The 24310-nt window shown below is 72.1% G+C and carries 33 protein-coding genes; 12 read left to right on the top strand and 21 right to left on the bottom strand.

The genetic code is table 11. The features are described 5' to 3' along the window. The first annotated feature begins 134 nt into the window (after positions 1–134). Positions 135–629, top strand: coding sequence for a transcriptional regulator BldD (gene bldD, locus GQ466_RS07960; RefSeq protein ID WP_103563243.1), 495 nt, complete (start codon positions 135–137; stop codon positions 627–629). A 210-nt stretch (positions 630–839) separates the two neighbouring features. Here bldD and GQ466_RS07955 read toward each other — a convergent pair whose 3' ends face one another. The 9 genes from GQ466_RS07955 to GQ466_RS07915 all read right to left on the bottom strand — a co-directional run bounded on the left by GQ466_RS07955 (position 840) and on the right by GQ466_RS07915 (position 9521). After that, positions 840–1367 carry an SAV_6107 family HEPN domain-containing protein gene (locus GQ466_RS07955; protein ID WP_161102051.1) on the bottom strand — a complete coding sequence of 176 codons (528 nt, stop codon included), beginning with the start codon at positions 1365–1367 and terminating at the stop codon, positions 840–842. A gap of 395 nt (positions 1368–1762) precedes the next feature. After that, positions 1763–2011 carry a hypothetical protein gene (locus GQ466_RS07950; protein WP_237417618.1) on the bottom strand — a complete coding sequence of 83 codons (249 nt, stop codon included), beginning with the start codon at positions 2009–2011 and terminating at the stop codon, positions 1763–1765. Positions 2012–2088: 77 nt separating this feature from the next. Beyond that, on the bottom strand, positions 2089–3402 hold the full coding sequence (locus tag GQ466_RS07945) for an alkaline phosphatase D family protein (protein WP_161102050.1): 1314 nt from the start codon (positions 3400–3402) through the stop codon (positions 2089–2091). Beyond that, complete coding sequence (locus GQ466_RS07940) at positions 3403–4506, bottom strand: hypothetical protein (RefSeq protein ID WP_161102049.1); 1104 nt, start codon at positions 4504–4506, stop codon at positions 3403–3405. Positions 4507–4601: 95 nt separating this feature from the next. Further along, a complete protein-coding gene (locus tag GQ466_RS07935) occupies positions 4602–5549 on the bottom strand; it encodes a hypothetical protein (RefSeq protein WP_161102048.1) in 948 nt (315 codons plus the stop codon). Position 5550: 1 nt separating this feature from the next. Further along, positions 5551–6705 carry a Gp37-like protein gene (locus tag GQ466_RS07930; protein ID WP_161102047.1) on the bottom strand — a complete coding sequence of 385 codons (1155 nt, stop codon included), beginning with the start codon at positions 6703–6705 and terminating at the stop codon, positions 5551–5553. Next, on the bottom strand, positions 6702–7697 hold the full coding sequence (locus GQ466_RS07925; protein ID WP_161102046.1) for a phage distal tail protein: 996 nt from the start codon (positions 7695–7697) through the stop codon (positions 6702–6704). The genes GQ466_RS07930 and GQ466_RS07925 overlap by 4 nt, the downstream gene beginning before the upstream one ends. A 3-nt stretch (positions 7698–7700) precedes the next feature. After that, the gene (locus GQ466_RS07920; protein WP_161102045.1) at positions 7701–8969 is read right to left on the bottom strand and encodes a phage tail protein; all 1269 of its coding nucleotides are present in this window, start codon (positions 8967–8969) and stop codon (positions 7701–7703) included. Between the two features lie 24 nt (positions 8970–8993). After that, the gene (locus tag GQ466_RS07915) at positions 8994–9521 is read right to left on the bottom strand and encodes a hypothetical protein (RefSeq protein WP_161102044.1); all 528 of its coding nucleotides are present in this window, start codon (positions 9519–9521) and stop codon (positions 8994–8996) included. A 73-nt stretch (positions 9522–9594) separates the two neighbouring features. On the opposite strand from GQ466_RS07915, the gene GQ466_RS07910 reads away from it, so the two are divergent. Further along, on the top strand, positions 9595–10263 hold the full coding sequence (locus GQ466_RS07910) for a hypothetical protein (protein WP_161102043.1): 669 nt from the start codon (positions 9595–9597) through the stop codon (positions 10261–10263). Positions 10264–10317: 54 nt separating this feature from the next. On the opposite strand, the gene GQ466_RS33095 is transcribed toward GQ466_RS07910, so the two are convergent. The 4 genes from GQ466_RS33095 to GQ466_RS07890 form a co-directional block, all read right to left on the bottom strand. Continuing rightward, positions 10318–10518: a helix-turn-helix domain-containing protein gene (locus tag GQ466_RS33095; RefSeq protein ID WP_161102042.1), complete on the bottom strand. Its 201-nt coding sequence runs from the start codon at positions 10516–10518 to the stop codon at positions 10318–10320. After that, positions 10515–11132: a hypothetical protein gene (locus GQ466_RS07900; protein ID WP_161102041.1), complete on the bottom strand. Its 618-nt coding sequence runs from the start codon at positions 11130–11132 to the stop codon at positions 10515–10517. Before GQ466_RS07900 ends, GQ466_RS33095 begins: the two co-directional genes overlap by 4 nt. A 71-nt stretch (positions 11133–11203) precedes the next feature. Next, complete coding sequence (locus GQ466_RS07895; protein WP_161102040.1) at positions 11204–11470, bottom strand: WhiB family transcriptional regulator; 267 nt, start codon at positions 11468–11470, stop codon at positions 11204–11206. A gap of 67 nt (positions 11471–11537) precedes the next feature. Continuing rightward, on the bottom strand, positions 11538–11756 hold the full coding sequence (locus GQ466_RS07890) for a helix-turn-helix domain-containing protein (RefSeq protein WP_161102039.1): 219 nt from the start codon (positions 11754–11756) through the stop codon (positions 11538–11540). A gap of 206 nt (positions 11757–11962) precedes the next feature. Here GQ466_RS07890 and GQ466_RS07885 point away from each other — a divergent pair, with 206 nt between their 5' ends. Further along, the gene (locus GQ466_RS07885) at positions 11963–12463 is read left to right on the top strand and encodes a helix-turn-helix transcriptional regulator (RefSeq protein WP_161102038.1); all 501 of its coding nucleotides are present in this window, start codon (positions 11963–11965) and stop codon (positions 12461–12463) included. A 74-nt stretch (positions 12464–12537) separates the two neighbouring features. Here GQ466_RS07885 and GQ466_RS07880 read toward each other — a convergent pair whose 3' ends face one another. The 4 genes from GQ466_RS07880 to GQ466_RS07865 all read right to left on the bottom strand — a co-directional run bounded on the left by GQ466_RS07880 (position 12538) and on the right by GQ466_RS07865 (position 14217). After that, the gene (locus tag GQ466_RS07880; RefSeq protein ID WP_202420005.1) at positions 12538–12813 is read right to left on the bottom strand and encodes a hypothetical protein; all 276 of its coding nucleotides are present in this window, start codon (positions 12811–12813) and stop codon (positions 12538–12540) included. Between the two features lie 98 nt (positions 12814–12911). Then, positions 12912–13223 (bottom strand): hypothetical protein, encoded by a 312-nt coding sequence (locus tag GQ466_RS07875; RefSeq protein ID WP_161102037.1) that lies wholly within the window; start codon positions 13221–13223, stop codon positions 12912–12914. Further along, positions 13220–13771: a phage tail tube protein gene (locus GQ466_RS07870; protein ID WP_161102036.1), complete on the bottom strand. Its 552-nt coding sequence runs from the start codon at positions 13769–13771 to the stop codon at positions 13220–13222. Before GQ466_RS07870 ends, GQ466_RS07875 begins: the two co-directional genes overlap by 4 nt. A 14-nt stretch (positions 13772–13785) precedes the next feature. Further along, the gene (locus tag GQ466_RS07865; RefSeq protein ID WP_161102035.1) at positions 13786–14217 is read right to left on the bottom strand and encodes a hypothetical protein; all 432 of its coding nucleotides are present in this window, start codon (positions 14215–14217) and stop codon (positions 13786–13788) included. 281 nt (positions 14218–14498) lie between these two features. Here GQ466_RS07865 and GQ466_RS07860 point away from each other — a divergent pair, with 281 nt between their 5' ends. The 5 genes from GQ466_RS07860 to GQ466_RS07840 are packed head-to-tail and all read left to right on the top strand — an operon-like array spanning position 14499 to position 17137. Continuing rightward, a complete protein-coding gene (locus GQ466_RS07860; RefSeq protein ID WP_161102034.1) occupies positions 14499–14963 on the top strand; it encodes a YbaK/EbsC family protein in 465 nt (154 codons plus the stop codon). 1 nt (position 14964) lies between these two features. Next, a complete protein-coding gene (locus GQ466_RS07855; protein ID WP_161102033.1) occupies positions 14965–15321 on the top strand; it encodes an arsenate reductase family protein in 357 nt (118 codons plus the stop codon). Positions 15322–15367: 46 nt separating this feature from the next. Then, entirely contained in the window at positions 15368–16195 is an 828-nt protein-coding gene (locus GQ466_RS07850; protein ID WP_161102032.1) for a hypothetical protein, read from the top strand. Then, positions 16192–16524, top strand: a complete 333-nt coding sequence (locus tag GQ466_RS07845) for a hypothetical protein (protein ID WP_161102031.1) — start codon at positions 16192–16194, stop codon at positions 16522–16524. The genes GQ466_RS07850 and GQ466_RS07845 overlap by 4 nt, the downstream gene beginning before the upstream one ends. Positions 16525–16534: 10 nt before the next feature. Continuing rightward, the gene (locus GQ466_RS07840) at positions 16535–17137 is read left to right on the top strand and encodes a GNAT family N-acetyltransferase (RefSeq protein ID WP_161102030.1); all 603 of its coding nucleotides are present in this window, start codon (positions 16535–16537) and stop codon (positions 17135–17137) included. Here the strand turns inward: GQ466_RS07840 and metF are convergent. Then, on the bottom strand, positions 17074–18009 hold the full coding sequence (gene metF / locus GQ466_RS07835; RefSeq protein ID WP_161102029.1) for a methylenetetrahydrofolate reductase [NAD(P)H]: 936 nt from the start codon (positions 18007–18009) through the stop codon (positions 17074–17076). The genes GQ466_RS07840 and metF overlap by 64 nt on opposite strands. A 138-nt stretch (positions 18010–18147) precedes the next feature. Here metF and GQ466_RS07830 point away from each other — a divergent pair, with 138 nt between their 5' ends. The 4 genes from GQ466_RS07830 to GQ466_RS07815 all read left to right on the top strand — a co-directional run bounded on the left by GQ466_RS07830 (position 18148) and on the right by GQ466_RS07815 (position 22919). Further along, positions 18148–19200, top strand: a complete 1053-nt coding sequence (locus GQ466_RS07830; RefSeq protein ID WP_161102028.1) for a polyprenyl synthetase family protein — start codon at positions 18148–18150, stop codon at positions 19198–19200. Between the two features lie 70 nt (positions 19201–19270). Further along, positions 19271–19786, top strand: a complete 516-nt coding sequence (locus GQ466_RS07825; protein ID WP_161102027.1) for a carboxymuconolactone decarboxylase family protein — start codon at positions 19271–19273, stop codon at positions 19784–19786. After that, positions 19783–21912, top strand: a complete 2130-nt coding sequence (locus GQ466_RS07820) for a glycoside hydrolase family 3 C-terminal domain-containing protein (RefSeq protein ID WP_161102026.1) — start codon at positions 19783–19785, stop codon at positions 21910–21912. Before GQ466_RS07825 ends, GQ466_RS07820 begins: the two co-directional genes overlap by 4 nt. A gap of 83 nt (positions 21913–21995) precedes the next feature. Then, complete coding sequence (locus GQ466_RS07815; RefSeq protein ID WP_161102025.1) at positions 21996–22919, top strand: protein kinase family protein; 924 nt, start codon at positions 21996–21998, stop codon at positions 22917–22919. A gap of 12 nt (positions 22920–22931) precedes the next feature. Here the strand turns inward: GQ466_RS07815 and GQ466_RS30665 are convergent, their stop codons facing one another. The 3 genes from GQ466_RS30665 to GQ466_RS07805 form a co-directional block, all read right to left on the bottom strand. Beyond that, positions 22932–23102 (bottom strand): hypothetical protein, encoded by a 171-nt coding sequence (locus GQ466_RS30665; RefSeq protein WP_202420003.1) that lies wholly within the window; start codon positions 23100–23102, stop codon positions 22932–22934. 84 nt (positions 23103–23186) lie between these two features. Then, the gene (gene thiE / locus GQ466_RS07810) at positions 23187–23858 is read right to left on the bottom strand and encodes a thiamine phosphate synthase (RefSeq protein WP_337193362.1); all 672 of its coding nucleotides are present in this window, start codon (positions 23856–23858) and stop codon (positions 23187–23189) included. 67 nt (positions 23859–23925) lie between these two features. Beyond that, complete coding sequence (locus GQ466_RS07805; RefSeq protein WP_161102023.1) at positions 23926–24300, bottom strand: Rv2175c family DNA-binding protein; 375 nt, start codon at positions 24298–24300, stop codon at positions 23926–23928. Between the last annotated feature and the right edge of the window lie 10 nt (positions 24301–24310).

Raw genomic sequence — 24310 nt, 5'->3', positions numbered from 1 at the left:
CTGTCCGTAACCATCCCTGGAGGCAGTCTCTAGAGGCCCGAACCGGCCCCCTGACCTGTCTCCCCCCGGGACGATCCGCAGCGTTCGCCCGGGGCCGTTGAACGACGATGAAAGTGAGCCTGGGGGGCCGCGAAATGCCGTCTGAATACGCTAAGGCTCTCGGTGCGCGCCTGCGCGCCATCCGCACCCAGCAGGGCCTGTCCCTGCACGGAGTGGAGGAGAAGTCGCGAGGGCGCTGGAAGGCCGTCGTCGTGGGTTCGTACGAGCGGGGCGACCGAGCCGTCACCGTGCAGAAGCTCGCCGAGCTCGCCGACTTCTACGGCGTGCCGGTGTCGGAGCTACTGCCCGGGGGCGCCGCGCCGAGTCCGCTCGGGCCGACGCCCAAGCTCGTCATCGACCTGGAGCGCCTGCAGCAGCTGCCGAAGGACAAGGCCGGGCCCCTCGCCCGCTACGCCCAGACGATCCAGAGCCAGCGGGGCGACTACAACGGGAAGGTCCTGTCGATCCGGCAGGAGGACCTGCGCTCCCTCGCCGTGATCTACGACAAGTCCCCGACGGAGCTGACCGAGGAGCTGATCGGCTGGGGCGTCCTGGACCCGGAGGCCCGCCGGGCCGTCGAGTCCTTCTAGCGCGTTCGCCGGGGGCGGGGACGGATCCGATCCGTCCCCGCCCCCGGCGTTTTCCGGGGACCGGGGGCGCGGGCCAAGGGGCGAACCCGCGCCCCCGGCCGGATCGACGGCCGGTCCGGGGGGGGTTGAACCGGCCGCCAGGTCACCTCGGCCGCCGCGCGCGCGTCCTTCCGGCGCGGGGGCGAACTCCCGCGCCGGAGGGACCGGTATTCACAGCATCGACTGGCCGGGGACGCCGAGGGTGTCCTCGACCAGGGAGACGAACACGTCGGCGTCCTGGACGAGTTCGTCGGCCTCGCGCGGCGTCACCGCGCGCGGCAGGCCGGCCTCGGCGGCGGCGCGCTTGTCGGCGCCCGCCGCGAAGAACGCGGCCCACTCGCGCAGCGCCGGGTCGGCCTCGGGCAGCAGCACCCACACGCTGCGCGGCCGTCCGCGCCGGTGGGTCTCCAGGGGCTCGGACGCGGCGAGCACGGCCGCCGCCGCGCGCAGCGCCGCCATGTGGGCGTGGACGTACCGGAGGGCGGGCGAGGTCGCCTCGGCGGCCTCGGCGAGGCTCCGCCGCGCGGCGTGCAACTGGCTGACGGCCGTGTGCGCCGTACGGGGGGCCGGGAGGGGACGGGGGCGTGGGCTCGGCGCGGGACTCGGCGCGGGGTTCGGCGTCGCCGTCGGCGCCGGTCCGGGCCGCGCGGGCGCGTGGGCGCCGCGCGTCACGGTCGTGTCGTGTGTCGTTCCGGACATGGTGCCTCCTTCCGGGCGCGGGCGCCCGGCCGGGCGCGGAGCTTCCCCTCTCCCCGCCCGGCCGGCCGGGTCCGCCGCCGTCGCGCATACGGCGGCGGACCCGATGGCCCTGGTGCGGTCCGCGAGTACCGCACCACATCGAACAAAAGTTCGATGCCACACCAGTTAACCGCCCCCGCGACGATTCGTCAATGTGTTCGAACGGACACCGCTCCCCACCGTCACCACCTCCCCCGAAAACCCCATCTGACCAGGCACGACACCCGTTCGAACGAACATCACCCGTAACGCGGCACCCGCCGCACCACACCCGCACCGAGCAGCACACGCCCCGCGACCAGAACCTCCGAAAAGGCCGCCGCCGCGCCCCTGGCGAGGCGCGGCGGCGGCCGGGGTCAGGACCCGGCGAGACCCGCGACGATGGACGCCACCGCCGACAGCAGCCCGAGCACGACCGACAGCGGCAGCGCGTACCGCCACCGCTCGCTCGCGCGCAGCCGCTGCTCGTGGTCGGCGAGCTGGGCGCGGATCTGCTCGAACGTGGTGAGCATCCCGTCCACCTTGCCGCCCAGGGCGACGAGCTTGTCGTAGATGTCCCGGGCCGTGATGATCACGCCGGGCGGCGGGGTCATCGGCTCAGTCATCGGCGTCCGTCTCCGGGACGTCCGGCTCGGCCGTCCTCATGATCACCAGTGGCACGACGTTTCCTCCTCTCCGCTGATCAGGTCCACGTGTCGCCCTGCCAGACCCGGGCGTCGGCCTGCGCGGACGCCCCGACCCGCACGGTCGGACGCGCCCACACGCCGTCGTCCGTCCACACCTCGGTCGTGGTGTCGGGCTCCGGCCGGTAGCCGGACGCGTCGAACGTCTTCGACAGTTGCGCGAGGACCTGGCCGGTGTGGTCGCGCCCGGTGAACGCGACCGTGATCGTGTTGCCGGCGTCCGTGACCTGGACGTGCCCGAACTGGCCCGTCCCGGCGGGCGCGACGATCGGCCCGATCTGCCACGTCCCCGACCCGCTGGACGTCTGGTCGAGCGGCGCGGCGACCAGCTCCATCGCGCCGATCCGCGAGTTGCGGCCGTCGTCGGCGGCGATGGCGTGCATGTCCGCGCTGAGCACGACGGTCTTCGCGCCCAGCCCGTAGGCGTTGACGAACGCGTTGATCTCGGCGAACTCGGTCTGGTAGTCGCCCCACCGGTCGCCGCCGACGGCCGTCATCCGGTGCGGGATGGACTCGCAGAGGAAGACGACGGGCTCGGCGCACGTCTGCAGCAGGTCCAGGAACCACCGCTTCTGCTCGGCGCCGAGCATGGTCTTGCTCGCGCCCTCCGGGTCCGTCGTGTTGGAACGGAACGTCCGGGTGTCGAGCAGGATGAAGCGGCACCGTCCGACCACCCACGTGCAGTACAGACCCGATTCGGGCAGCGGGTAGAACGTCCCGTGCGCCCGCATCGACTCCTGCGCGGGCGCCGCGCCGACCGATCCCGACCAGCCGAAACGTCCGGTGAAGTCGTGGTTGTCCCAGGTGGCGACCGTCGGCACCTCGCGGAGGAGCCGACTGTACCGAGCGGTCGAGTAAGCGTCCTCGAACGCCGAGTCGTACTGCGTCCGGTCCGCGGAGTCGATGTCCGAGTAGTGGATGTCGCCCATGAACAGGAACTGCAGCGGATTCATGGAGCGGATCTGGTCGTAGACGACGTGGTTGGACGACCTGATGCGGTCCCCGGCGAAGCAGAACCCGAAGTTCGCCTGCGCGCCGGGGGCGGGCAGCGTCCGGAACCGGCCCTGGTCGGCGAGCACGACGCCGTCCGCCTCGACGGCCCAGAAGTACGCGGTCGCGACGGCGAGGCCGGAGATCTCGTGTTTGGTGAGCCCGCGCCCGTCGGGAGCCTGCGCGGACGACGCCACCGGGTTCGCGAGGTCCGCGCTCGCCGAGACGAGCACGCGGACGCTCGCCGCGCCGGACGTCCGGACGGTGAAGCGGGCCGCGGACTCGGTCGTCGCCCCGACCCAGCCGTAGGAGAGCCCGGCCATCTAGTTCTGCCTCCGCGTCAGGCCGATCTGCACGCCGAAGCCGTTGTCCGAAGCGGGCTGGAACGAGGCCGTCCTGACCCCGGACGGCCCCGCGACCGGCTGCGCGAAGTCGCAGACCAGCACCGACGGGACCAGGCTGGTGCCCGTCCCCGTCTGGTAGAGCCGCCGCGTCGTGCCCGCCGGGTCCGTCACGGACGTCGGGACGCCGGGCGACTTCTCCCCGAAGATCGACAGGACGAGCGCGTCGGGGACCGCCGTGGTGATCGACGGCGCGTCGCTGTTGTTGCCCGTGCCCGAGCGGATCGCGTAGGTGCCCACCTGCGGGGTGCTCGCCGCGTTCGCGTACGCGACGATGCCGGCCGACACGCGGGCCGTGACGGACGTCTGGGTCGCCGTCGCGAAGCTCCAGGACGGCGCCGTGTCGCCCGCCGCGTAGACCCTCCCGTAGATCGCGATGCGGGTGTCCCCGCCGAACTGCTGGGACGCCTGGAGGATCGTCCAGCCGTCCGGTTGCGCGGACAGCAGCTCACCGGCGCCGGAGGCGAACACGACGACGGCCACGAGGTAGTCCCCCGGCACCAGGCCGGCGGGCAGCGCGCAGGTCACCGTGGACGCCGCGGTGAACACGCCGTTGGCCGCGCGGAACGCGATCGGGTTCCCGCCCGTCGGCGCGGACGTGTCGAACCAGACGTCGCCCGTGCCGGGGTTCGCGGGGGCCGTCGGGGACGCCGTGAGCCGTCCGACGCCCGACAGGCGGGCCTCCAGCGCGGCCAGCCGCGTCGCGACGTCGCCCACCTCGGCGCCGAGGTCGGTCGCGGTGATGAGCCGCCGCGCGCCCGAGCCGTCCAGCGACGCCGACGCCCACATCGCGCGGATGCCGTCGGGCGCGGTGCCGAACGCGGGGATCGCGCCGGACGCGTCCGAGAGGACCGCGTCGTTCGGGATCGCCGTGCCCGTCGTGTCGAGCAGCCCGGTGATCTGCGCGCCGCCGGTCGCCGCCGACCAGAACGTCACCGCGACGTTCGGCGCGAGCTTCAGCTCGCCCGACTCGCCCTGCGTCACCACATAGTCGGCGATGCCTCCGCCGAACGAATGCCTCGCCATTCAGACCACCCCTGCCTTGCGCAACTGGTTGTTCATTCGATGTCTCCCGGACATGCAAAAAGCCCCGGCGACGCGGGGCTTGGAGAAGGGTTCGGTCAGGCGCCGAGCCAGGTGTTCGACAGGTAGACGTGGTGGCCGATCGGAATGTCGGCGGCGACGTGCTGGAGCCGGACCTCGCCCGTGCTCGGGTCCACGTAAAGGCGTCCTGGCACCACATAGCCGCCCTTGGTGCCGTTGTCGCAGACCACCGCGGGCGAGTGCCGGAACGCGGGCAGGAACTCCCGCCGGGTGAGCACGGCGAGCAGCGTGCCGTCCGCGTCCGCCTTGCCGTAGACGCTGTTGATGCGCCGCAGCGCGCCCGCCAGATGGACGACGCCGTTGACCCGGCGGACCTTGACCTGCCAGCTCGTCTCCCAGACCGACGGCCACGCGGGCTGCAGGTCGACCCAGCCGGTGTCCTCGGCGACGACGCGCCAGTTCGTCCCGCCGGTGTTGCCGACCCACCGCGCGGTGTCGCTCTCGTAGACGAGCTGGCCCATCGCGGGCTTGTCGGGACGGTTGCCGGAGAAGCTGGGGGCCACGCCGACGCCGGCGAACTCGCGGGCGTCCTTCACGTCGTCGACGCCGAGCGTGGTGGCGTTCGCGCCGACGCGGATCGTGGCGAGCGGCAGTTCCCAGACCCCGCCGGGCGTCCGGACGGGCTCGGGCGCCGTGAGCGTGCCGGCCGTGCCCTTCCGCACCGCGAAGGTCACCGCGTCGGCCGCGGGGTCGGCGCGCAGCACGGCCAGGTCCGTGCGCGCCTGGGCGGACGCGGTGGCGACCGTGACGGTCTCCCCCGCCCCCGTCGACTCGTACCAGTAGCCGCCGACGTGGGCGAACCCGGGCGACATCTTCACCGCCATGCCGCCGGACGGCGCGACCTTGCAGTCCGCGCCGGACGGGTTGCCGCGCACGCCGTCGAGCTGGAACCCCTGGAACAGGCGGGCCAGCTCGATCTCCGTCGCGATCGGCCTGGTCTCGAACACTCCGGACTTCTCGGTCATCTCATCTCCTCGTCTGCAGGGTGTGGACCTTGCGGCGCAGCTCGGCGAACCGCCGGTAGATGCGCGGCGACTCCTCGTCGTCGCCGATCACGGGCGTGACGACCTCGCCGTCGTCGGCGTTGCGCGTGTAGCGGACCTCGCGGACGACGTCGCTCCACGGGATCCCGTCGATCTCGACCGTGACCGTGTCGCCCTTGCGGTAGTCACGACCGAGGACGACGGCGTCGGTGTCGATCGGTTCGAACGTGATGCTGGCCTTGCCGCGCGCTTCCTCGAACCGTCCGGCGGCCATCTGCGCGGGGGTCAGCGAGTCCTGGCCGTCGCCGGAGTCGGTGCCGTCCAGGAACTCCTCGATCCGCAGGCCGGACCAGGCCGGGTCGCTCTCCTCGACGCCGTAGAACTTGCGCTGGGTGTCGCCCTCCTTGTCGCCGATGACGAGGAAGGTGGCCTCGGGCGGGTTCAGCGTGTACTGGTAGGAGCGCAGGTTCCCGAGTTCGATGGAGAACCGCGCCGCAGCGGACTGGTCGCGGGGCTGGTAGACGCCGAACTCCAGGGCGCCGTCCCAGGTCTGGACGACGTCGAAGCCGACTCCGCCGCGCGTGGCGACGTCGACCATCTCGTCCCAGAGGACCCCGAACCGGGACTTGACGCCGGTGTTGGCGCCGCGTCCGCCGTCCGTCCCGAGCCGCAGCCCGGGGACCCGGCGCGACGCCAGGGCGTTCGGGCCGGCGTGGTCGTTCACGAGCCGGTGCAGGACGGTCTCGGCCTTGGCGGGCTGCGCGACGACGTAGTTCGCCGTGCTGTAGAGCGTGCCGGACGCGACGCAGTCCACCGCCGGATTGGGGTACACCAGCCGGGTCAGCCAGCCCTTGTCGCAGGGGCCGGACACGGTGAGCGTGCCATGGCCGCCGTCGTCCACGTTGTGCTCGCGCTCGACCAGGCGGGTCGGCCCGGAGAACGCGATCTGGCCGTCCCGGACGAACACGATCCCGGCGTTGTCGCGCAGCAGCGCGGCGTCGTGGGACGCGGCGTCCACGGTGATCGTCCACGAGCCGAGCGCGAGGTGCCGGTCGATGATCTCCATCGTGGCCTCGCCCGCGACCTCGCCGACGATCCTGCGCTGCGCGTCGCGGACGAGGATCTGCCAGCCGCTCACGCCGTCCTCGCCGCGAGCGTCTGCGGGGCGGCGGTCGGGTACGCCGTCTTGTAGAGCGGAACGAACGTCAGCTGGACGCTCGTCGCGTCGCCCGCGCCCCCGAGGTTCATGTCCACGACATTGGCGCCGGGCGCGAGCGGCCACAGGTCGGACGCGGGCTCCAGCGACGGCCACAGATTGTCCGTGCCGTTCAGGACGATCGTCCGACGGCGCGGACGCGTGTCCACCACGACGACGTCGGTGGCGGAAAGCGCGCGGTTGAGCTTCCACGTCAGCCCGAGCGTGCGGTTGACGAAACTCGCGCCCGCCGCGACGGGGCCGTGGATCGTCCAGCGCGGATACGACCGGGTGTCGCCGGGGCAGTCGACGGTCATGGCCGTCCCGATGACCTGCGCCGTCCGAACTTTCAGGTACTTCGGCGGGCCGATCGGCAGAAACGTCTCCGAGGTCTGCCCGATACTCCACAGCCGGGACGTCTCGACGCCCTGCCAGTAAGGTTCGGAGGCGTGGAGCGTGATGCCGAACTTCGCCCAGTTGAGGCCCGCCTCCTCCTTTCCTTCGGCGCCTTCCATGCCCTCGGTGTAGTAGGCGCGAATGGACCGCGGCTCGGCGCCGGGCTCGGCGACCGTCAGCACGCCCTCCCCGCCGCCGTTCACCGTCAGCGGGTCGAAGACGGACGCGAGCATCGCCCGCTTGGCGAGCGCGTCCGCCCGGTCGTTCCCGTAGACGGCGATGGGCAGGAAGATCTCGCGCGGCTTGGCGCGGACGCCGGTGACGACATCACCGTCCACCGCCCCCGATTCGCGCAGGTAGAGCTGGTACTGCGGCATACCGAGACCCTTGGACCCGGCGGTCAGCAGAAACCCGCTCCGCCAGTTCGACAGAATGGTCTCGACACCCGAACTGGACGTCCAGGTGACGGTCGCGACCTCGCGTTCCGCCGAGACCGGGGGGCCGGTGGGAGCATGCGGCTCCGTGTACAGAATCGGCACGATCTACCTCACAGAGTTGAGGATTTCCCAGCTCCGCAGCCGGGACGCGAACTGTCGGCTGGTCTCCTTGGGATCCTTGACGGCCCCGTGGAAGTGGAACTCGTAAGCCCCGGCGCTTTTCCCCCGCCCGGCGGACGCCACCGACCCGGCGACGGCCTTCCCGAGCACGGACCCCTGAGCACGCACGGCCTGCGTCTTCGGGACGTCGACGAGCTTGCCGAGCGACTTGTCGACGTGCTTCTTGCTACCGTCGATCCCGAGCGCCATGCCCTCACCGACGCCCTCACCCAGCGCCATCATGACCAGCGAAGGCGAGTTGATCCCGAGCGCCTTCTTGACGAATCCGGGAATCTTGTCGGTGACGGTGTTCTTGATGACGTCCACGATGTGGCCCGCCATCGACTTGATGCCGTTGACGAACCCCATGATCAGGTCCTTGCCCTTGTTGTAGAGCGTCCTGCCGACGTTCCCGATCCCGCTGAGGATCTTGCCGGGCAGCGCGCGAAAGAACCCGACAAGCGCCTGGAACTTTTCAACGACATAGTCCTTGGCGGCGATCGCCCCGGCCTTGATGTTGCTCCAGTACTTCTTGATCACATAGACGGCGATGCCGAACGGCCCCGTGATGATGGCGAGCAGCAGCGGCCAGTTCTGCTTGATCCAGTCCCAGACGACCTTGGCCGCGTCCTTCACCCACTTGATCGAGTTCGACACGATCTTCATGGCCTGCGACACGATCTTCTGAAACGTCTTGGACTTCATGACGCTCTCGACCAGCTTCTCCAGGAACGGCTGCAGCAGCATCAAGATGAGCCCCGCCGGCCCGAGCGCAGCCTTGAACCCGGCCCCGAGGCCTTTGAGCCCCGTACCGGCGATCTTCCCGGCCGGCCCCATCGCCTTCATCCCCTTGCCGGCGTTCCCGAGCTGTTTCCCGCTCTTGGTGGCCTCCATCCCCGTGTCAGAAAGGTTCTTCTTGAACAGGGACATGAACCTGCCGCTTGTGCCGAATTGCTTCTGCATCGAAGCGACACCGGATCCGGCCCCTTTCGATTTCCTCTCAAGATTGCCCAGTTCAGTCCCGGCAGCAGAGACCTGCCCTTTGATCGCGGTCGCCCCGGCCGCCGCTCGCCTCGCACCTCCCTGAACGCTGGACAGGCCGGAACCGACATGCCGAGCAGACTGATTAAGCCGCTCGAAAGCAGTTGACGCGCGCAGCGCAGAACCGCGTACCTTTGCAAGGCCCTGCGCGACGCGAGACAAAGATCCTGACATGAGAATTCCTTACCCGTAGTGCGACTAAGCGAGCGATCCCATGCCACCCGCCGCCCGCATCATTCTTTCTTCCAGGGTGCTGACCGCATTGGTCGTCCGTTCTGCCTCCATGCGAAGCTTCACCACTCTCGCCATATGCTTTTCTGCCGCGGCCTCGGCCTTTACGGCCTGCTGCTCGAGTTTTCGCAACTCGTCCTGCAGTCTAGATCGGTCGTTGACATCGATGTTGTGCCGCTGCGCGTCCTGCCGGATCGTGTTAATTTGATTCCGACTGTTCGTCGCGGCTTCGAGCCTCCGCTTCGCCGCCTCGCGCTGGAGGTCGATATCGCCGCGAGCGTTCAACGTGAACCGCTTGAGCTTGTCCGTGAAATCGAACAACGCCCAATCCGCCTTGAAGAGCTTGATATCGGCACTGGCGACCCCTGCGGCGATCGCGAAAGCGGTGAACTCGGTCTTGAGCGACGACGCCTCTTTGCGCCAATCCTGATAGTCCTTGGCACCCTTCTCCAGTTCGGCGACTGCGCTATCGATCTGCTGGATCGAACGAGTCATCGACCTATCAACCTTTCTAGGATCACCATCAAATGGCGATGTCGGCGACAGAAATCGATGGAGCGAGATCCACGTGAACGTTCCCGAACACAAGAATCCGCCATCGACGGTGGCGATTATCGGCGCCCACCTTCTAGTGATTGCAATATTCGCCTACGGCACGACGGTCGGCCTCGCCGGGCTCGCCGCCACGACGTCCGGCGCCTCTTGCCAAAACGGCGCCGGGCACAGATCTTGCTCGATGGACGGCTTCTACCCGATCGCGGGCGTGTACGTCCTGGCGGCGGCGGTCGCTCTCGCCTTCGCATTCAGGCATGCCGACGTGCGGCCGAAAACCAGAAGCGAAATTGATCGAGTGGTGCCACTGGTGGCCTACGCGACCGTGTTCGCCACCTCGTACGCAGATCACCGATCCATGCTCGGTGCCGGAGAGTTCAGCTTTTTCATCGGCATAATTCCGCCGATCGCCCTCGTGGCCTTGCTTCTGGATCTCGCATGGTGGCTCAGAATCTCGTCCGCGCACCACCTGCTCTGGAACGACCACCATTCCCGGCGCGCGTCAATAGTCCAATCGAACTCGGCTGCACTGCCACCCGAACGCCATGAGTTCGACCGAGCCGACAACAAGTGGCATCCGGGCCGTTCCGACCTGCTGATCACCGCCTTGAACGTGATATTTGCGATCGGCGGAATCTGTGCCGGGGTATGGACACACGTGGCATTGATGGCGGCAAATATGTGACGTCACACGATCCGGCATGGCGCGGGTCCGGGTCAGGGACCCGCGCCGGGGCGGTCAGTGGGAGCGGGTGGCGCCTCTTTGGCGGGTGGCTCGTTCGGCTTTGAGGAGGGCCAGTTCGGTTACGAAGACTCGGCGGTTGATGCGGAGGGCGGGGAGGTGGCCTCGGTGGATCCACTGGCGGATTGTTGCGGGGGCCACGCCTACTCGGGTTGCTGCTTGGGGCACCGTCAGGTAGGTGCGTGCCAGGTCTGTCATGACGCGCTCCTGAGGGGGTGGCGTTGTTGTGCGGGGGTTGTCCAGCCGCAGGCTTGGCAGTGGATCTCGTCGGCCGTCGGGTCGTGCTTCAGGGTGAGCAGGTCGCAGGACGGGCACGGGTTGGTGAGTTCGCGCGGGGGGCCGTCGAGGGAGGCTCTTGCTCTTAGGCGGCGGTGCAGGGAGAGGACTTCTTGGCCGAAGTCCTGTGCGCCGTCGAAGGTCAGGAGGCCGTCCAGGTGGGTGGTCAGCCAGGTTATGCAGGCGGAGAGAGTCGGGGTGTAGCGGCCTCGGCGGGGGCGGGGGGCGAAGTTACGGAGTTCGCGGTAGGCGTCTTCCCAGGTCAGGAGGGTCTGGAGGAGTTCGTCCAGGTCGTCTACCGCGGGGGACGGGGACGGACGGCCGGGGGTGCCGGAGACGCGTTCGGAGAGGCCGGTCGCGCGGCGGTCGAGGGACGTTCCCACGCGGGCCGCCAGGTCGGTCAGCTCCGCCAGGCGTGCGCGGAGCAGGGAGCTGCACGGCGCGCACCAGATCGAGGCGCCGGCGGTCGGGGCGGGAGCGGGGCGGCGGCGCGGACCTCGGTGTGGAGCGTTGCACGGACCCGGGCAGGCGGACATGAGACTCCTCAGAGGACGGTGGAATGAGGATGTGTGCGGTGCGGGTCCGCACGGCGGGGACGTGCGGCGGGTCAGGCGGGGACGTCGTAGCGGCGGGCGGCGATCCGCGCGCGGACGCGGACGGCCATCCGCTCCCGCTCGGTCGTCCCGCCCCAGACGCCTTCGAGGGACTCGTCGGCGAGGGCCTGGTCGAGGCAGGCCGCGCGCACCGGGCACGCGGCGCAGATCTGCTTCGCCGCGGCGATGGCGGCGCGCTGGCCCGCCAGGGCGAAGAACAGGTCGGGATCGGCGTCGCGGCACCGGGCGCGTTCGTGCCAGGGCGCGGCGGTCTCGAACATCACCGGTCTCCCTGCAAGAGGCATGGCGATCACTCCCCCAGGACGGTTCGGGTACGGAGAACTACTGCTAACTGACGATTATTGACGTCGGGTCAACCGCCAGCGCGCGGGCCAGGCCGGTGGCCACCCCGACGGAGGCGCGGGGCCGCCGGCCCGTCTCCAGCATCGACAGGTACGACGTGTCGATCCCGGCGAGGACTGCGAGATCGGCCTGGCGCAGCCCCATCCCGAGCCGGAGCGCGCGCAGCTCCGCCCCGTTCACCCAGACAAGATCATGACGTTTCATGGCGGCAAATATAGGCAACTTTCCGCGTCAAATACCGGTAGGTTTCTGACGCTCCACTGTGATAGTCATCACATGTCAATCCGACAAACCGGGTAAACCTAAACCGCCCACCCCCGTTCACATGCGGTGATGTTGGGACGAGACGGACATCACCTTTGACGGCGAACCGGCACCGATGCGTCACCCTCCTGCGACAGAATGACGCGATGCCCCTGCAGAGACACGCGGCCATCGGAAACGCGGTGGCGACCCGCCGCGTTCGCCTCGGTCTGCGTCAGAGCGATCTGGCACGCGAAGCCGGCGTGTCCGAGACCACGATCCGCAACATCGAGGCCGGCCGCATCGGCGGCCGGCCGACCAAGTGGCCTCTGGTCGAACGCGCGCTCGGCTGGCCGCCCGGCTCGTTCGAGACGCTGAGCGCGGGCGGCCAGCCGCCCGAGAGCCTGCCGCCCGGGTCCCGCGGCGCGCCCTGCGACGACTGGCCAGACCGGCTCCCCCGCCGGATCCGCGACGAACTGGCCGAGCACGACCTCTTCGACTCCGACGTGGTGGAGCTCGGCGAGGGGCTGCGCGTGGTCGTGCTCGCGTTGGAGACCGCGCCGCCCGCCGCCGACGGCACCGGGCGGCGCCGCCGGGCCGTGCGCTGGGAGGGCGTCCGGCACCGGCTGCGCGCCGCCGCGGCGGAGGAGGAGAACCTCACGCAATAGAACATACGTTCGAGGCTAGTCCCGGCGCGAGGTCCGTGTCACGTGACTGAACCGCCCTGACCAGGCGCGACCCCCTAAAGGTCGGCGAAGAACCAGGCGAGATCCTGCTCTCCGGCCGACGCCGCGGGCGTCTCGTCCTCCTCGTCCGCCACGCCGGGCCGGGGCACCGGGACGGGCGGATCCGGCGGGCTCTCCCCCTCGGCCGTGTGCGCGGACGTGAACAGCCAGTTGCCGATCGCCAGGTGGTCGATCACCGACGCGAGCAGGTGCTCGCCGAGGCCCCACGCCGACTCCTCGCCGTGGAGCTCCCGCGCGAAGGCGCTGTCGCGCGGCAGGTGCTTGAGCAGCACCCACACCCGCCGCGCCGACAGCGTCCCGCGATGGTGATCGAGCAGGTCGACCCCGTAGTAACGGAGCAGATCGGCCTCGATCGCCTCGGCGTGCTCGGTCAGGAGCTCGTCGAGGCCGAGTCTTCCCCCGGGAACATGCCCGACTCCTGGCCGTACGCCTCGACCAGCGCCTGGACGTCCTGGACGCTGACCCGGTGTCGCCGGAACCGCTCGTACTGCTCGGGACCGAGCAGCAGGCGCAGCATGCCCGCGACGTCGGACGCGTCCAGGTCGCCCAGCTCGCGCACGACCTCGTGCGGCAGCTCGATCGGCAGCGCGTACGCCTCGCCGTCGATCTCGAACTCCCATTCGCGGCCGAGCGCCTCCAGCCGCTGCGCGCGGGCCGCGTTGACGCTGTACCGGCCGCTCACTTGGCCATCCAGCTCGCGAGCGGCAGCGACGGGACGGCGTCGGACGCGATGGCGTTGACCGTGACGCCGAGCTTCACCGGCGCCGTCTTGGCGAACTGCACCTCGTCGGTCTCGGTGACGACCGCGCGCGGGATGTAGAAGCGGTTCATGCTCCCGCCGTCGGTGAACTGCACCGCGAGCGCGAACTCGACCGGCTGCGGGCTCGCGGAGATGTCGTAGCGCAGGACGCCGTCCGTCGGGGTCAGCGGGTGCTGGCCCTCGCCCATGAAGAACGGGAGGGTGTCGGCGTTGATCTGCATGAGCTGGAACTTGACGGTCAGGTCGCGGTCGCTCTGCAGGAACCGCACCGCCGCCGAGGACTGCCACACGTCGACGGGGTCGAGCTTGTCCTTCTTCGTGAACTTGATGCCGTCGTTGGTGGTGTAGCCGAGGTTCTTCCAGTCCGCCGCGAGAGGGGCGTCCGGAACGGCGAGGTCGGTGTTCTTCGGCGCGATGAAGACATGGCCGGTCCCGGCCACGCGGATCTCGGTCGCGTTCCATCCAGACATGTTTACTCCTCTGATTACTGCAAATGAATGAGCAGGCGGACGTTCAGGCAGTAGCGGGTGAACTCCGGGTGATTACGGTCGGTCAGGCGACGCAGGCCGCGCAGCCCTTCGTCCTCCGTCACATCGGCCACGGTGAATCCGGAGAATTGCGTTCGGGTCAGTCCCGGAAGCAGGGCGCGCACGGTCCGCAGCAGCGTGTGCGCGGCCGTGACCGACGGCCCGTAGGTCTCGATCCGCAGCCAGCCCTCGTCGAGGATCTCGTCCTCCCGGTATCCCCCGCCGTCCCTGATCAGGACGACGAGCGGGGTCGTCCCGTCGAACGCGGCCGGGCGCGCCGGCCCGACCGGGACGCCGGCCAGCTCGGGCCGCGCGGCCAGATATCCGCCGACGGCCGCCTCGATGTCGGGGAAGACCGCCGCCGCGGGGACCTCCGTCGATTCCGTCACCGCACCTCCTTTCCCAGTGAAAGAGAAGGCCCCCGCCGTATCCCGGCGGGGGCCTTTCGGTCGTCGACGGCGGCGGACGACAGAGCGCCACCATCGGAGTCAAGCGTGACAGGATCCCGCACCCCGGGCAATTGACTGGCACAACGCCTTTCCGTCACCCGGAATCGGCGGCGGGCCGCTTCAATAAGAGGTCCACCGTCGCCGCCCAGCGTGCCGCCCGGACGGTCCGCGCTCAATTGACCGGTGCGCCGGACGGTGCCGCGCGGCTCTACAGTGCTGGGGTGCATGCGAATGTGGAGCGGGTGGCCGCGGCGCTGCGGGAGCGGGGCGCGGCCGGGGAGATCGTCGATCTGGGCGAGGCGGTGCCGACCGCGCAGGCGGCGGCGGACAAGCTCGGCTGCGCGGTGGGCGCCATCGCCAACAGCCTCGTGTTCGACGCCGACGGGGAGCCGCTGCTCGTCCTGACGAGCGGGGCGCACCGCGTCGACACGAAGAAGGTGGCGGCGTTCGTCGGGGCGGCGAAGGTGCGCCGCGCGACGCCGGAGTTCGTGCGGGCGGCGACCGGCCAGCCGATCGGCGGCGTCGCGCCGCTCGGGCATCCGGCGCCGGTCCGCACGCTCGTGGACGTCTGGCTGGAGCGGTACGAGCAGGTGTGGGCCGCGGGCGGCATCCCGCACACCGTGTTCCCGACGACCTTCGCCGAGCTGGTGCGCGTCACCGGCGGCGACCCCGTGGAGGTGGAGTGACATGAGCACCGAGATCTGGCACAACCCGCGCTGCTCCAAGAGCCGCGCCGCCAAGGCCGCGCTGGACGAGGCGGGCGTCGCCTACACCGAGCGCCGCTACCTGGACGCGCCGCCGACGGCCGAGGAGCTGGACCGGGTCCTGACGGCCGCCGGGCTGGAGCCGTGGGACGCCGCCCGCCTGGCCGAGCCCGTCGCCAAGGAGCTGGGCCTGAAGGACCTCGAACACGACCGCGCGAAGTGGATCGCGGTGCTCGTGGAGCACCCCGTCCTGATCCAGCGGCCGATCATCGTGACGGACGTGGCCGCCGTGGTCGCGCGGGACCCCGAATCGGTCCGCAAGGCCCTCGACAGTGCGTGACACGCGTGTGATTCTGGGGAGTTGACCGGGGCTGCAGGGAGGCGCGATGACGGACATGCGGGCCGCGGCCCGGCGCGATCCGGACTTCCGGGCCATCGACCCGCCCGCGCTGGACCATCTCGTCCGGCAGGTGCAGGACGCGCGGTCCGCGATCGCCGGGTGGCTCGCGGGGCACCGGCCGCCGCCGGGCGTCGCGGCGACGGGCTACCGGGAGGCCGAGGAGGTCGCGGTCTGGCTGACGACCCAGTTCGGCATGCTGTCGCGCCGCTACAGCTTCGCGATCACCCATCCGGACCCGGCCGGCGGGGTGGGGACGCCGCCCGCCGCGCCCGCGCCGAGGTCCGGCGGCGGCAGCGGCGGAACGGGCGGCGGCGGCCACGCCCCGGCCCCGCACGTTCCGCGCCTGTCCCCCGTCCACGCCGTCACGCCGCACGGCGCGGGCGACCTCGGCAACTTCCCGACACGCGAGGACGCCCTGAAAGCGGCCCGCGGCGACGCCGGGGCGCTGCTCACGGCGCTGGAGAAGGGCGAGGGCGTCCCGGCCGACGTCTGGGCGCACCTGAAGGCCGACGCGGGCGACCCCGACTACGCCGAGGCGCTGTACGAGCAGCTGGGGCCGTCCGGCGTCGCGGCGCTCGTCGCGGGCGCGGGCGGCGACCAGGGGAGGCTGGCGGCGATCCGGGAGTCGCTGGGCGTCGCGAGCCACCACACGACGATCGACGCCGCCTGGATGCGGACGTTCCTCGCCGACGCCCGCCGCGACGGCGCCGGATCAGCCGCCGTCGCCGTGCTGACCGGCGCGCCGCTGAGCGCGAAGTCCAAGGCCGCGCTCGCCAAACTGGACCTGGGCGCGCCCGCCGGGACGGTGCGATGAGCGTCCCGCCGCCGCCCGGCAGCCTGCCGCCGCCGCTGGACGCGATCGCCGCCGCCGAGCTGCCGCCCGGCCAGCGCCCGAACCCCGAGTACCGGACGCTCTACCAGGCGTACGTGGACGCCTACGGCAGCGTCGACCGCGTCCGGACGGCCCTGGACCCTGCCGTCCGCACGTTCGGGAGCACCGACGCCTGGCTCGGCCCCGAGGCGCGCACGTGGGGCGCCGAGCTGGAGGCGAAGCAGGCCGCCCTGCGCCGCGCCGCCGACCACATCCTCTGGGACGTCTACGACCGCCTCGTAGCGACCGCGCGGACCATCCCGTCCGTCTAGGCTCGGACGGGTGAAGGACCCGAAGCTCCGCGAGCTGGACGAGCGGGCGTTCCAGCGTCGGCTGAACCCGATCCTGCGGGTGTACGCCGCCGCGATGCGCCCGCCCGACGACCAGCTTCCCGGCCGTAACACGATCATGGCGCGGCACGCGCGGTACCCGCGGTTCCGGGCGCTCGTCGCGGAGGACCCGGCGCGGTTCCCCGTGCTCGGCGGCCGGATCGCCGGGTTCACCTACGGGTTCCACGGCGGCGGCGGGCAGTGGTGGCACGACGTCGTGTACCGGGAGCTGGAGCGGCGCGGCGGCCCGGAGCTGGCCGACCGGTGGATGGGGGACTCGTTCGAGGTGGCCGAGCTGCACGTCCGTCCGGAGGCGCAGGGCAGGGGGCTCGGGCGCAGGCTGCTGACGACGCTGTGCGAGGGCCGGGAGGAGGCCACGGTGGTGCTGTCCACCCTGGACCTCGACCCGGACTCCCCGGCGCGTAATTTGTACCGTTCCGTCGGTCTGACGGATCTGCTGACCGGGTTCGCGTTCCCCGGCGGCGGCCCGCCCTACGCGGTGATGGGCGGCGCGCTGCCGCTGGCCGCGTACCGGTCGGCCTCCAGCAGCTCGTAGACCTCGCGGGTCGCCGTCGAGCGGTTGAACGTGACGAAGTGGATGCCGGGCGCGCCCTGGTCGAGCAGCGTCCGGCACATCTCGGCGGCGTGCTCCACGCCGAGCCGCCGGACGGACTCCGGGTCGTGCGCGACGGCCTCGAACCGCGCGCGGAGCTCGGGCGGGAACGGCGCCCCGGAGAGCTGCTCGGACCGCTCGATCGTGCTGAGCTTCGTGACCGGCATGACGCACGGGATGATCGGCACGTCGCCGCCCGCCGCCGCGACGCGGTCGCGCAGCGCGAAGTAGTCGTCGGCGCGGAAGAACATCTGGGTGATGGCGTAGTCGGCCCCGGCCCGGCACTTCTGGATGAAGTACCGCGTGTCGCTCTCGATGTCGGGCGAGCGCGGGTGCTTGTACGGGAACGCCGCGACGCCGACGCAGAAGTCGCCGTAGCTGCGGATCAGCCGGACCAGCTCCGCCGCGTACTCCAGGCCCTGCGGGTGCTTGACCCACTCGCCGAGCGGGTCGCCCGGCGGGTCGCCGCGCAGGGCGAGGATGTTGCGGACGCCCGCGTCGGCGAACCGTCCGACGAGGTGGCGCAGCTCGGCGACCGTGTGGTTGACGGCGGTGAAGTGCGAGACCGGTGTGAGCGTCGTCTCGGTCGCGATGCGCTCCACGATGTCGACCGTGGTGTCGCGGGTGCTGCCGCCCGCGCCGTAGGTGACCGACACGAACGACGGCCCGAGCGGCTCCAGGTCGCGGATGGCGCGCCAGAGATTGCGCATGCCCTGCTCGGTCTTCGGCGGGAGGAACTCGAACGAGAACGTCCGGCCGCCGGCGGCGAGGAGTTCGCGGATCGTGGGGGCTCGGTCGGGGCGCACGATGGGCATTGCTCCAGACTACAGCGAGCGTCCGCCGGGCCGGGGGCGGCGTCACGTCCCAGCAAAACCACCATTAGCCTTAATATCGCTAATCTCACGACTTACCCCTCTATGTACTAAGAGCCCATTCTGTATACGATTCCCGGCATGCCCCTCAGCCGCGTCCGCAAGGAGATCGACGACGCGCTCGCGGCCTTCGTCGACCGGCAGCGACCCGGCCTGCTCGCGGTGGACGCGGAGCTCACCGGCCTCCTGGACGCCCTGGACGCCCTGCTCGCGGGCGGCAAGCGGCTGCGCCCCGCGTTCTGCTACTGGGGCTGGCGCGCGGCGGGCGGCGACGGCGCCCAGCCCGGCCTGCTCGACGCCGCCGCGTCCCTGGAGCTGCTCCAGGCGAGCGCGCTGATCCACGACGACGTCATGGACTCCAGCGACACCCGGCGCGGCCAGCCGTCCGCGCACCGCAGGTTCGAGGCGCTCGCGGCCCGGGGCGGCTGGTCCGGCGCCGCCGCGTTCGGGGAGGGCGCGGCGATCGTCCTCGGCGACCTGTGCCTGGCGTGGTCCGGCGAGATGTTCGAGACCAGCGGCCTCGCCGACGACCGCCTCGCGCGCGGACGCCGCGTCTACGACGTCATGCGCACCGAGGTCATGTGCGGGCAGTACCTGGACCTGATGGTCGGGGCGCGCGGCCGGGCGTCCGTCGCCGAGGCGCTGCGGGTCGTGGAGTTCAAGAGCGCCAAGTACACGATCGAGCGCCCGCTGCACCTCGGCGCGGCGCTGGCCGGCGGCGAGGACGACGTCCGCGCCGCGCTCACCGGCTACGGGATGCCCGTCGGCATCGCGTTCCAGCTCCGCGACGACGTCCTCGGCGTGTTCGGCGACCCGGCCGAGACCGGCAAGCCCGCGGGCGACGACCTGCGCGAGGGCAAGCGGACGGTCCTGGTCGCGCTCACGCTGGAGCGCGCGACCCCGGCGCAGGCCGCGACGGTCGGGCGGCTGCTCGGCGATCCGGGGCTGGACGCCGCCGGGGTGGACGCGCTGCGCACGATCATCGCCGAGACCGGCGGGCTGGCGGCCTGCGAGGCGCTGATCGACCGGTACGCGGGCGAGGCGGCGGCGGTGCTGGCGGACGCGCCGATCGCGGCGGACGCGCAGGCGGCGCTGTCGGAGCTGGCGGTCGCGGCCATCGCCCGCAGCGCCTGATTGGCACAATCCGGCCACAAACCCCGCATGGACTAGCATTTCGCCACCGATGAGTGGCAGAAAGGGGACCATGCCCCGGATCCCCCCGCTCCCCGAAGAGGCGTGGACCGACGAGCTGCGGGCCGTCGTGTCCGCCACCGGCCCGCTCCACGTCTTCACCACGCTCGCCCGCCACCCCGACCTGTTCCGCGCCTGGCTCGGCCTCGGCACCAAGCTGCTGACCGAGGGGCTGCTGGACGGCCGCGTCCGCGAGATGGCCATCCTGCGCGTCGCCCACCACCGGCGGAGCGAGTACGAGTGGTTCCACCACAGCGCGCTCGGGCTTCAGGAGGGCCTGACCGAGGACGAGGTCGCCGCGCTGCGCCGCGACCTGGACGCGCACCCGTGGGACGAGGCCGACCGGGCCGTCCTCGCGGCGGCCGACGAGCTGCACGCGGACGGGGCGGTCGGCGACGCCACCTGGGCCGCCCTCGCCGCGCGGTTCGACGAGCGGGAGCTGATCGAGCTGGTGCTGCTCGTCGGGTTCTACCAGCTCACGGCGTTCGCGCTGAACTCCCTGGGCGTCGAGGTCGAGGACCGGTCGTGAGGATCGGCCGCGTCCCGGCGGCCGGGCTCGTCGCCGCGCTGGCGGGCGGCGCGCTCGCGCTCGGCGCCGGCCCGTCGGACGCGCGCACGGACACGCGCTGCGGGAGCGTCGCCGAGCGTCCGTGGTGCGACCGGTCGCTGGCGCCCGACAAGCGGGCCGGGCTCGTCCTGGCGAAGATGACCGACGACGAGAAGATCGCGCTGCTGTCGTCGGACGACCCGCTGGGCGGCCCGCTCGGCGGGTTCTGGGACGGCGCGCACGCCGACACCAACGCGGGGATCCCCCGGCTCGGCGTCCCGCCGCTGTACATGGCGGACGGCCCGGCGGGCGTCCGGCAGGGCAACGCCACCGCGCTGCCCGCCCCGATCGCGCTGGCCGCCGGCTTCGACCCGGCCGCCGCCGCCCGCTACGGCGCGACGGTGGCGTGGGAGGCGCGGCACCGCGGCAACGACGTGATCTTCGGGCCGACCGTGGACGTCCTGCGCACGCCGCGCGACGGCCGGTCGTTCGAGGGCTTCGGAGAGGACCCGTACCTGTCGGCGAGCCTGTCCGCGCCGTGGGTGAAGGGCGCGCAGCAGCAGGGCGTGATGACGTCGGTGAAGCACCTCGCGGTCTACACGCAGGAGACCGACCGCCTGTCCCTGGACATGACGGTGGACGAGCGCACGCTCCGCGAGATCTACCTGCCCCCGTTCGAGGCGGCCGTCCGCGACGGCGGCACGGCGACCGTCATGTGCGGGTTCGGGAAGGTGAACGGGCGCTGGGCGTGCGAGGACGGCGGCGTCCTCAACGGCGTCCTGCGCGGCGAGTGGGGCTTCACCGGGTTCACCGCGTCCGACCACACGGCCGTGCAGAGCGAGATCGGCTCGGCGAACAACGGCCTGGACATGGAGCTGCCGATCGGCGCGAAGTACAACGCGTGGCTGCTCAAGCGGGCCGTGGAGCAGGGCAAGGTGGAGCAGGCGACGATCGACGGCCACGCCCGCGCGATCCTGCGGACGATGTTCGCGTTCGGCGTCTTCGACCGCGACGCCTACCCCAACGACCTGGCCCGCGTCGACCGGACGGCGAGCGAGACCGCCGCCCGGGAGATCGAGGAGGCCGGGATCACGCTGCTGCGCAACTCCGGCGGCGTCCTGCCGCTGCGCGCCGGGGACCCGGTCGCGCTGATCGGGCACGGCGCGCGCGACCCGATCAGCGGTTCGGGGTCGGCGCAGGTGCAGCCGTTCTCGTCCGTCTCGCCCGAGCGCGGCATCACCGCGCGCGCCGGAGCGTCCGTCACCTACGCCGACGGCCGGGACGTGCGCGCGGCGGCCGAGGCGGCGCGCAAGGCCAAGGTGGCGATCGTGTTCGCGACCGACAGCGAGGGCGAGTTCTTCGACCGGTCCTGCCTGACGCTGGCCTGCGGCGACCCGTGGCGCGGCGACCAGGACGCGCTGATCTCCGCCGTCGCCGCCGCCAACCCGAACACGATCGTCGTGCTGGAGACCGGCGGCCCGGTGCTCATGCCGTGGGCCGACCGGGTGCGCGGCATCGTCGCGGCCTGGTACCCGGGACAGCAGGCGGGCACGGCGCTGGCCCGCGTGCTCTACGGGGACGTGGACGCGTCCGGACGCCTCCCGCTGACGTTCCCGGTGGACGAGAAGGACGCGCCCGCCGTCCCCGGCACCGACAAGAAGGCCGTCTTCAGCGAGGGCGTGAACGTCGGGTACCGGCACTACGACGCCAAGGGCATAACGCCGCGCTACCCGTTCGGGTACGGCCTGTCGTACACCGCCTTCCGTTACGACGGCCTGAAGGTGTCACCGACCGGCGTGCAGGTCACGGTGACCAACACCGGCGCCCGGGCGGGGACGGCCGTCCCGCAGCTCTACCTCGAGCTGCCGTCGCGGGCGTCCGTCCCGCAGCCGCCGCGCCAGCTCAAGGGCTACCAGAAGGTGGCGCTCGCGCCCGGGCAGAGCGCGACCGTCACGTTCCCGCTGACCGAACGGTCGCTGGCGTACTGGGACACCGGCGCGGACGCGTGGAAGGTCGCGCCCGGCTGCTACCGCGTCGCGGTCGGCGCGTCGTCCCGGGACCTGCCGCTGACCGGGGCGTTCGGGCGGGGCGGCGCGCCCTGCCGATGATCATCGGGGTTCGGCTGCCGGTGCGCGGCCGGGCACGGTACAAATAAGCGCGATCTCCCGTCCCCCCGCAGCCGGAGCGTCCTGTGCCGCACGATTCCTCCCGGCGGTCGGCCCCCCGCCGCCTGCACGCGGTGCCGCGCCCCGAGCGCGGGCCGCGCGAACGGGGCGTTCCGCTCGGCCCGGACGACCCGCGCCGCATCGGGCGCTACCGCCTCGCCGGACGGCTGGACGACCAGACGTTCCTCGGCCGCTCCCCCGAGGGCGCGGCGGTCGCCGTCCGGCGGCTGCGCGGCGAGGGACGCGCGGCGGGCCGGGCGCGCAACCGGGCCGCCGCGTTCCAGGACGTCACCGGACGCCACGTCGCGCACGTCCTGCACGCCGGGGTCAGCGAGGGCCGCGCGTTCGTCGTGACCGAGTTCGTGGACGGCCCGTCGCTCGCGGCGGCCGTCGCCGCCGGGGGCCCGCTGGCCGGGGCGGCGCTGCGCGACGTCGCGCTGCGCACGGCGGCGGGCCTGGCGTCGGTCCACCGGGCGGGCCTCGTCCACGGCGGGTGCGGGCCGCGCGCGGTGCTGCTCGGCCCGGACGGGACCAGGCTCGCGGGCCTCGGCGTCCCGCCGCCCGGCGACCCGGCCTACCTGGCGCCCGAGCAGATCGAGGACGAGCCGGTCGGCGCGCCCGCCGACGTGTTCGCCTGGGCCGCGACGCTCGTGTTCGCCGCGACCGGACGGCCGCCGTTCGGCACCGGTCCCGGCGCCGCGCGCCGCATCGCCGCCCGCCGTCCCGACCTCGGGACGCTGGACGGCCCGCTGCGCGACCTCGCGCTGCGCTGCCTGGACAAGAACCCGGCGGCGCGGCCGACGGCGGCGGCGCTGGTGCGGGCGCTGCGCGACGACCGGGCGCCCGAGCCGAGGCCGCGCCCGACCCGCATCCCCCGCTACCGGTGGCGGATGATGATCGCGCTCGCGACGGTCGTGGCGCTCGGGTTCGTCATCGGGGTCCTGGTCTGACGCCCGTCCGGCCTACCAGTGCGGGGGCCGGTCCGCGAGCAGGCGGTCGTCGTCGGACGCGTCGCCGCGCCATTCGCCCCAGCCGACGTCGGTCTCGTCGCCGGTGACGTCGGGAAGGATCACGAGTTCGTCGTCCTGCTCGACGGTGCGGTCGTCGTCGGGGACCTCGGGTCCACTGCTCATGGCTCCATTGTCGGCCATCGCGGCGCGCGGCGTGCGCGGGTAGGGCAGATGTTCACGCGGCCTTCGTCACGTCGGCACCCGCGGTCACGCGGGCGGCAGCGCGGCGGCCAGTTCCGCGGCGGCCTTGCCGGGGTCGGCGGCATCGGTGAGCGCGCGGACGACCACGATCCGCCGCGCCCCCGCCGCCAGCACCGCGCCGAGCCGGTCGCCGTCGATGCCGCCGATCGCGAACCACGGCCGGGCCGGGTTCCGGGCGGCCGTGTGCTCGACCAGCCCGAGGCCGGGCGCGGCGCGGCCGGGCTTGGTGGGCGTGGGCCAGACGGGGCCGGTGCAGAAGTAGTCGACGCCGGGCTCGTCCGCCGCCGCGTCGGCCTCGGCGGGGGCGTGCGTGGAGCGGCCGATCAGGACGTCTTCGCCGACGATCGCGCGGGCGGCGGCGACGGGCAGGTCGTCCTGGCCGAGGTGCAGGACGTCCGCGCCGACCGCGTGGGCGATGTCGGCGCGGTCGTTGACGGCCAGCAGCGCGCCGTGCCGGTCGCACGCCGCCCGGAAGACCGCCAGATGCGCCATCTCCTGCCGGGCCTCCAGGCCCTTCTGCCGGAGCTGGACGACGTCCACGCCGCCCGCGAGGACGGCGTCGAGGAACGCGGGCAGGTCGCCCTGGCGCTCCCGGGCGTCGGTGCAGAGGTAGAGGCGGGCGCGGTCGAGCCGGGCGCGCAGCGCGACGGCGCGCTCGGAGGGCAGGTGCCTGGACACGGGGGCGGGGGTTTCCTTTCCTGTGGACGGCGCGGGCCTTCGGCCGGCCCGCGCCATCCTTCCAGGCTCAGAAGGCGAGGGCCTGGGCGCGGCGGCGGACCTCCGTCCCGCGGTTCTCCGTGAGCGCCTGGACGGGCGTGCCGGGGAGCGTGTCGTCGGCGGTGAACAGCCAGCGCAGCGTCTCCTCGTCGTCGAACCCGGCGTCGGCCAGCAGCGTGAGCGTGCCGGAGAGGCCCTTGACGACCTGGCCGTCGCGGATGAAGGCGGCGGGAACGACGGGCCGGCCGTCGCGCCGGACGGCGAGGAGCTTGCGCTCGCTGAGGAGCTGACGGACGCGGTTCGGCTTGATGCCGAGGCTGTCGGCGGCCTCCTGGAGGGAGAGCCACTCTCCGATCAGAGCGTCGGTGCGGGGGTCGGCGACCTTGTCAACGGTAGCGTGCATCTGCGTCACG

The organism is Actinomadura rayongensis (assembly GCF_009831215.1).
Lineage (GTDB): Bacteria > Actinomycetota > Actinomycetes > Streptosporangiales > Streptosporangiaceae > Spirillospora > Spirillospora rayongensis.
The sequence above is the reverse complement of the archived record's forward strand: the minus strand, read 5'-3'. Positions and strand labels throughout refer to the sequence as shown.

Bases quoted from the DNA above. Each gene is read 5' to 3' on its own strand.
- bldD (WP_103563243.1), top strand. From the start codon at position 135: ATGCCGTCTGAATACGCTAAGGCTCTCGGTGCGCGCCTGCGCGCCATC.
- GQ466_RS07955 (WP_161102051.1), bottom strand. From the start codon at position 1,367: ATGTCCGGAACGACACACGACACGACCGTGACGCGCGGCGCCCACGCG.
- GQ466_RS07950 (WP_237417618.1), bottom strand. From the start codon at position 2,011: ATGACTGAGCCGATGACCCCGCCGCCCGGCGTGATCATCACGGCCCGG.
- GQ466_RS07945 (WP_161102050.1), bottom strand. From the start codon at position 3,402: ATGGCCGGGCTCTCCTACGGCTGGGTCGGGGCGACGACCGAGTCCGCG.
- GQ466_RS07940 (WP_161102049.1), bottom strand. From the start codon at position 4,506: ATGGCGAGGCATTCGTTCGGCGGAGGCATCGCCGACTATGTGGTGACG.
- GQ466_RS07935 (WP_161102048.1), bottom strand. From the start codon at position 5,549: ATGACCGAGAAGTCCGGAGTGTTCGAGACCAGGCCGATCGCGACGGAG.
- GQ466_RS07920 (WP_161102045.1), bottom strand. From the start codon at position 8,969: ATGTCAGGATCTTTGTCTCGCGTCGCGCAGGGCCTTGCAAAGGTACGC.
- GQ466_RS07915 (WP_161102044.1), bottom strand. From the start codon at position 9,521: ATGACTCGTTCGATCCAGCAGATCGATAGCGCAGTCGCCGAACTGGAG.
- GQ466_RS33095 (WP_161102042.1), bottom strand. From the start codon at position 10,518: ATGACAGACCTGGCACGCACCTACCTGACGGTGCCCCAAGCAGCAACC.
- GQ466_RS07900 (WP_161102041.1), bottom strand. From the start codon at position 11,132: ATGTCCGCCTGCCCGGGTCCGTGCAACGCTCCACACCGAGGTCCGCGC.
- GQ466_RS07895 (WP_161102040.1), bottom strand. From the start codon at position 11,470: ATGTTCGAGACCGCCGCGCCCTGGCACGAACGCGCCCGGTGCCGCGAC.
- GQ466_RS07890 (WP_161102039.1), bottom strand. From the start codon at position 11,756: ATGAAACGTCATGATCTTGTCTGGGTGAACGGGGCGGAGCTGCGCGCG.
- GQ466_RS07885 (WP_161102038.1), top strand. From the start codon at position 11,963: ATGCCCCTGCAGAGACACGCGGCCATCGGAAACGCGGTGGCGACCCGC.
- GQ466_RS07870 (WP_161102036.1), bottom strand. From the start codon at position 13,771: ATGTCTGGATGGAACGCGACCGAGATCCGCGTGGCCGGGACCGGCCAT.
- GQ466_RS07855 (WP_161102033.1), top strand. From the start codon at position 14,965: ATGAGCACCGAGATCTGGCACAACCCGCGCTGCTCCAAGAGCCGCGCC.
- GQ466_RS07850 (WP_161102032.1), top strand. From the start codon at position 15,368: ATGACGGACATGCGGGCCGCGGCCCGGCGCGATCCGGACTTCCGGGCC.
- GQ466_RS07845 (WP_161102031.1), top strand. From the start codon at position 16,192: ATGAGCGTCCCGCCGCCGCCCGGCAGCCTGCCGCCGCCGCTGGACGCG.
- metF (WP_161102029.1), bottom strand. From the start codon at position 18,009: ATGCCCATCGTGCGCCCCGACCGAGCCCCCACGATCCGCGAACTCCTC.
- GQ466_RS07830 (WP_161102028.1), top strand. From the start codon at position 18,148: ATGCCCCTCAGCCGCGTCCGCAAGGAGATCGACGACGCGCTCGCGGCC.
- GQ466_RS07825 (WP_161102027.1), top strand. From the start codon at position 19,271: ATGCCCCGGATCCCCCCGCTCCCCGAAGAGGCGTGGACCGACGAGCTG.
- GQ466_RS30665 (WP_202420003.1), bottom strand. From the start codon at position 23,102: ATGAGCAGTGGACCCGAGGTCCCCGACGACGACCGCACCGTCGAGCAG.
- GQ466_RS07805 (WP_161102023.1), bottom strand. From the start codon at position 24,300: ATGCACGCTACCGTTGACAAGGTCGCCGACCCCCGCACCGACGCTCTG.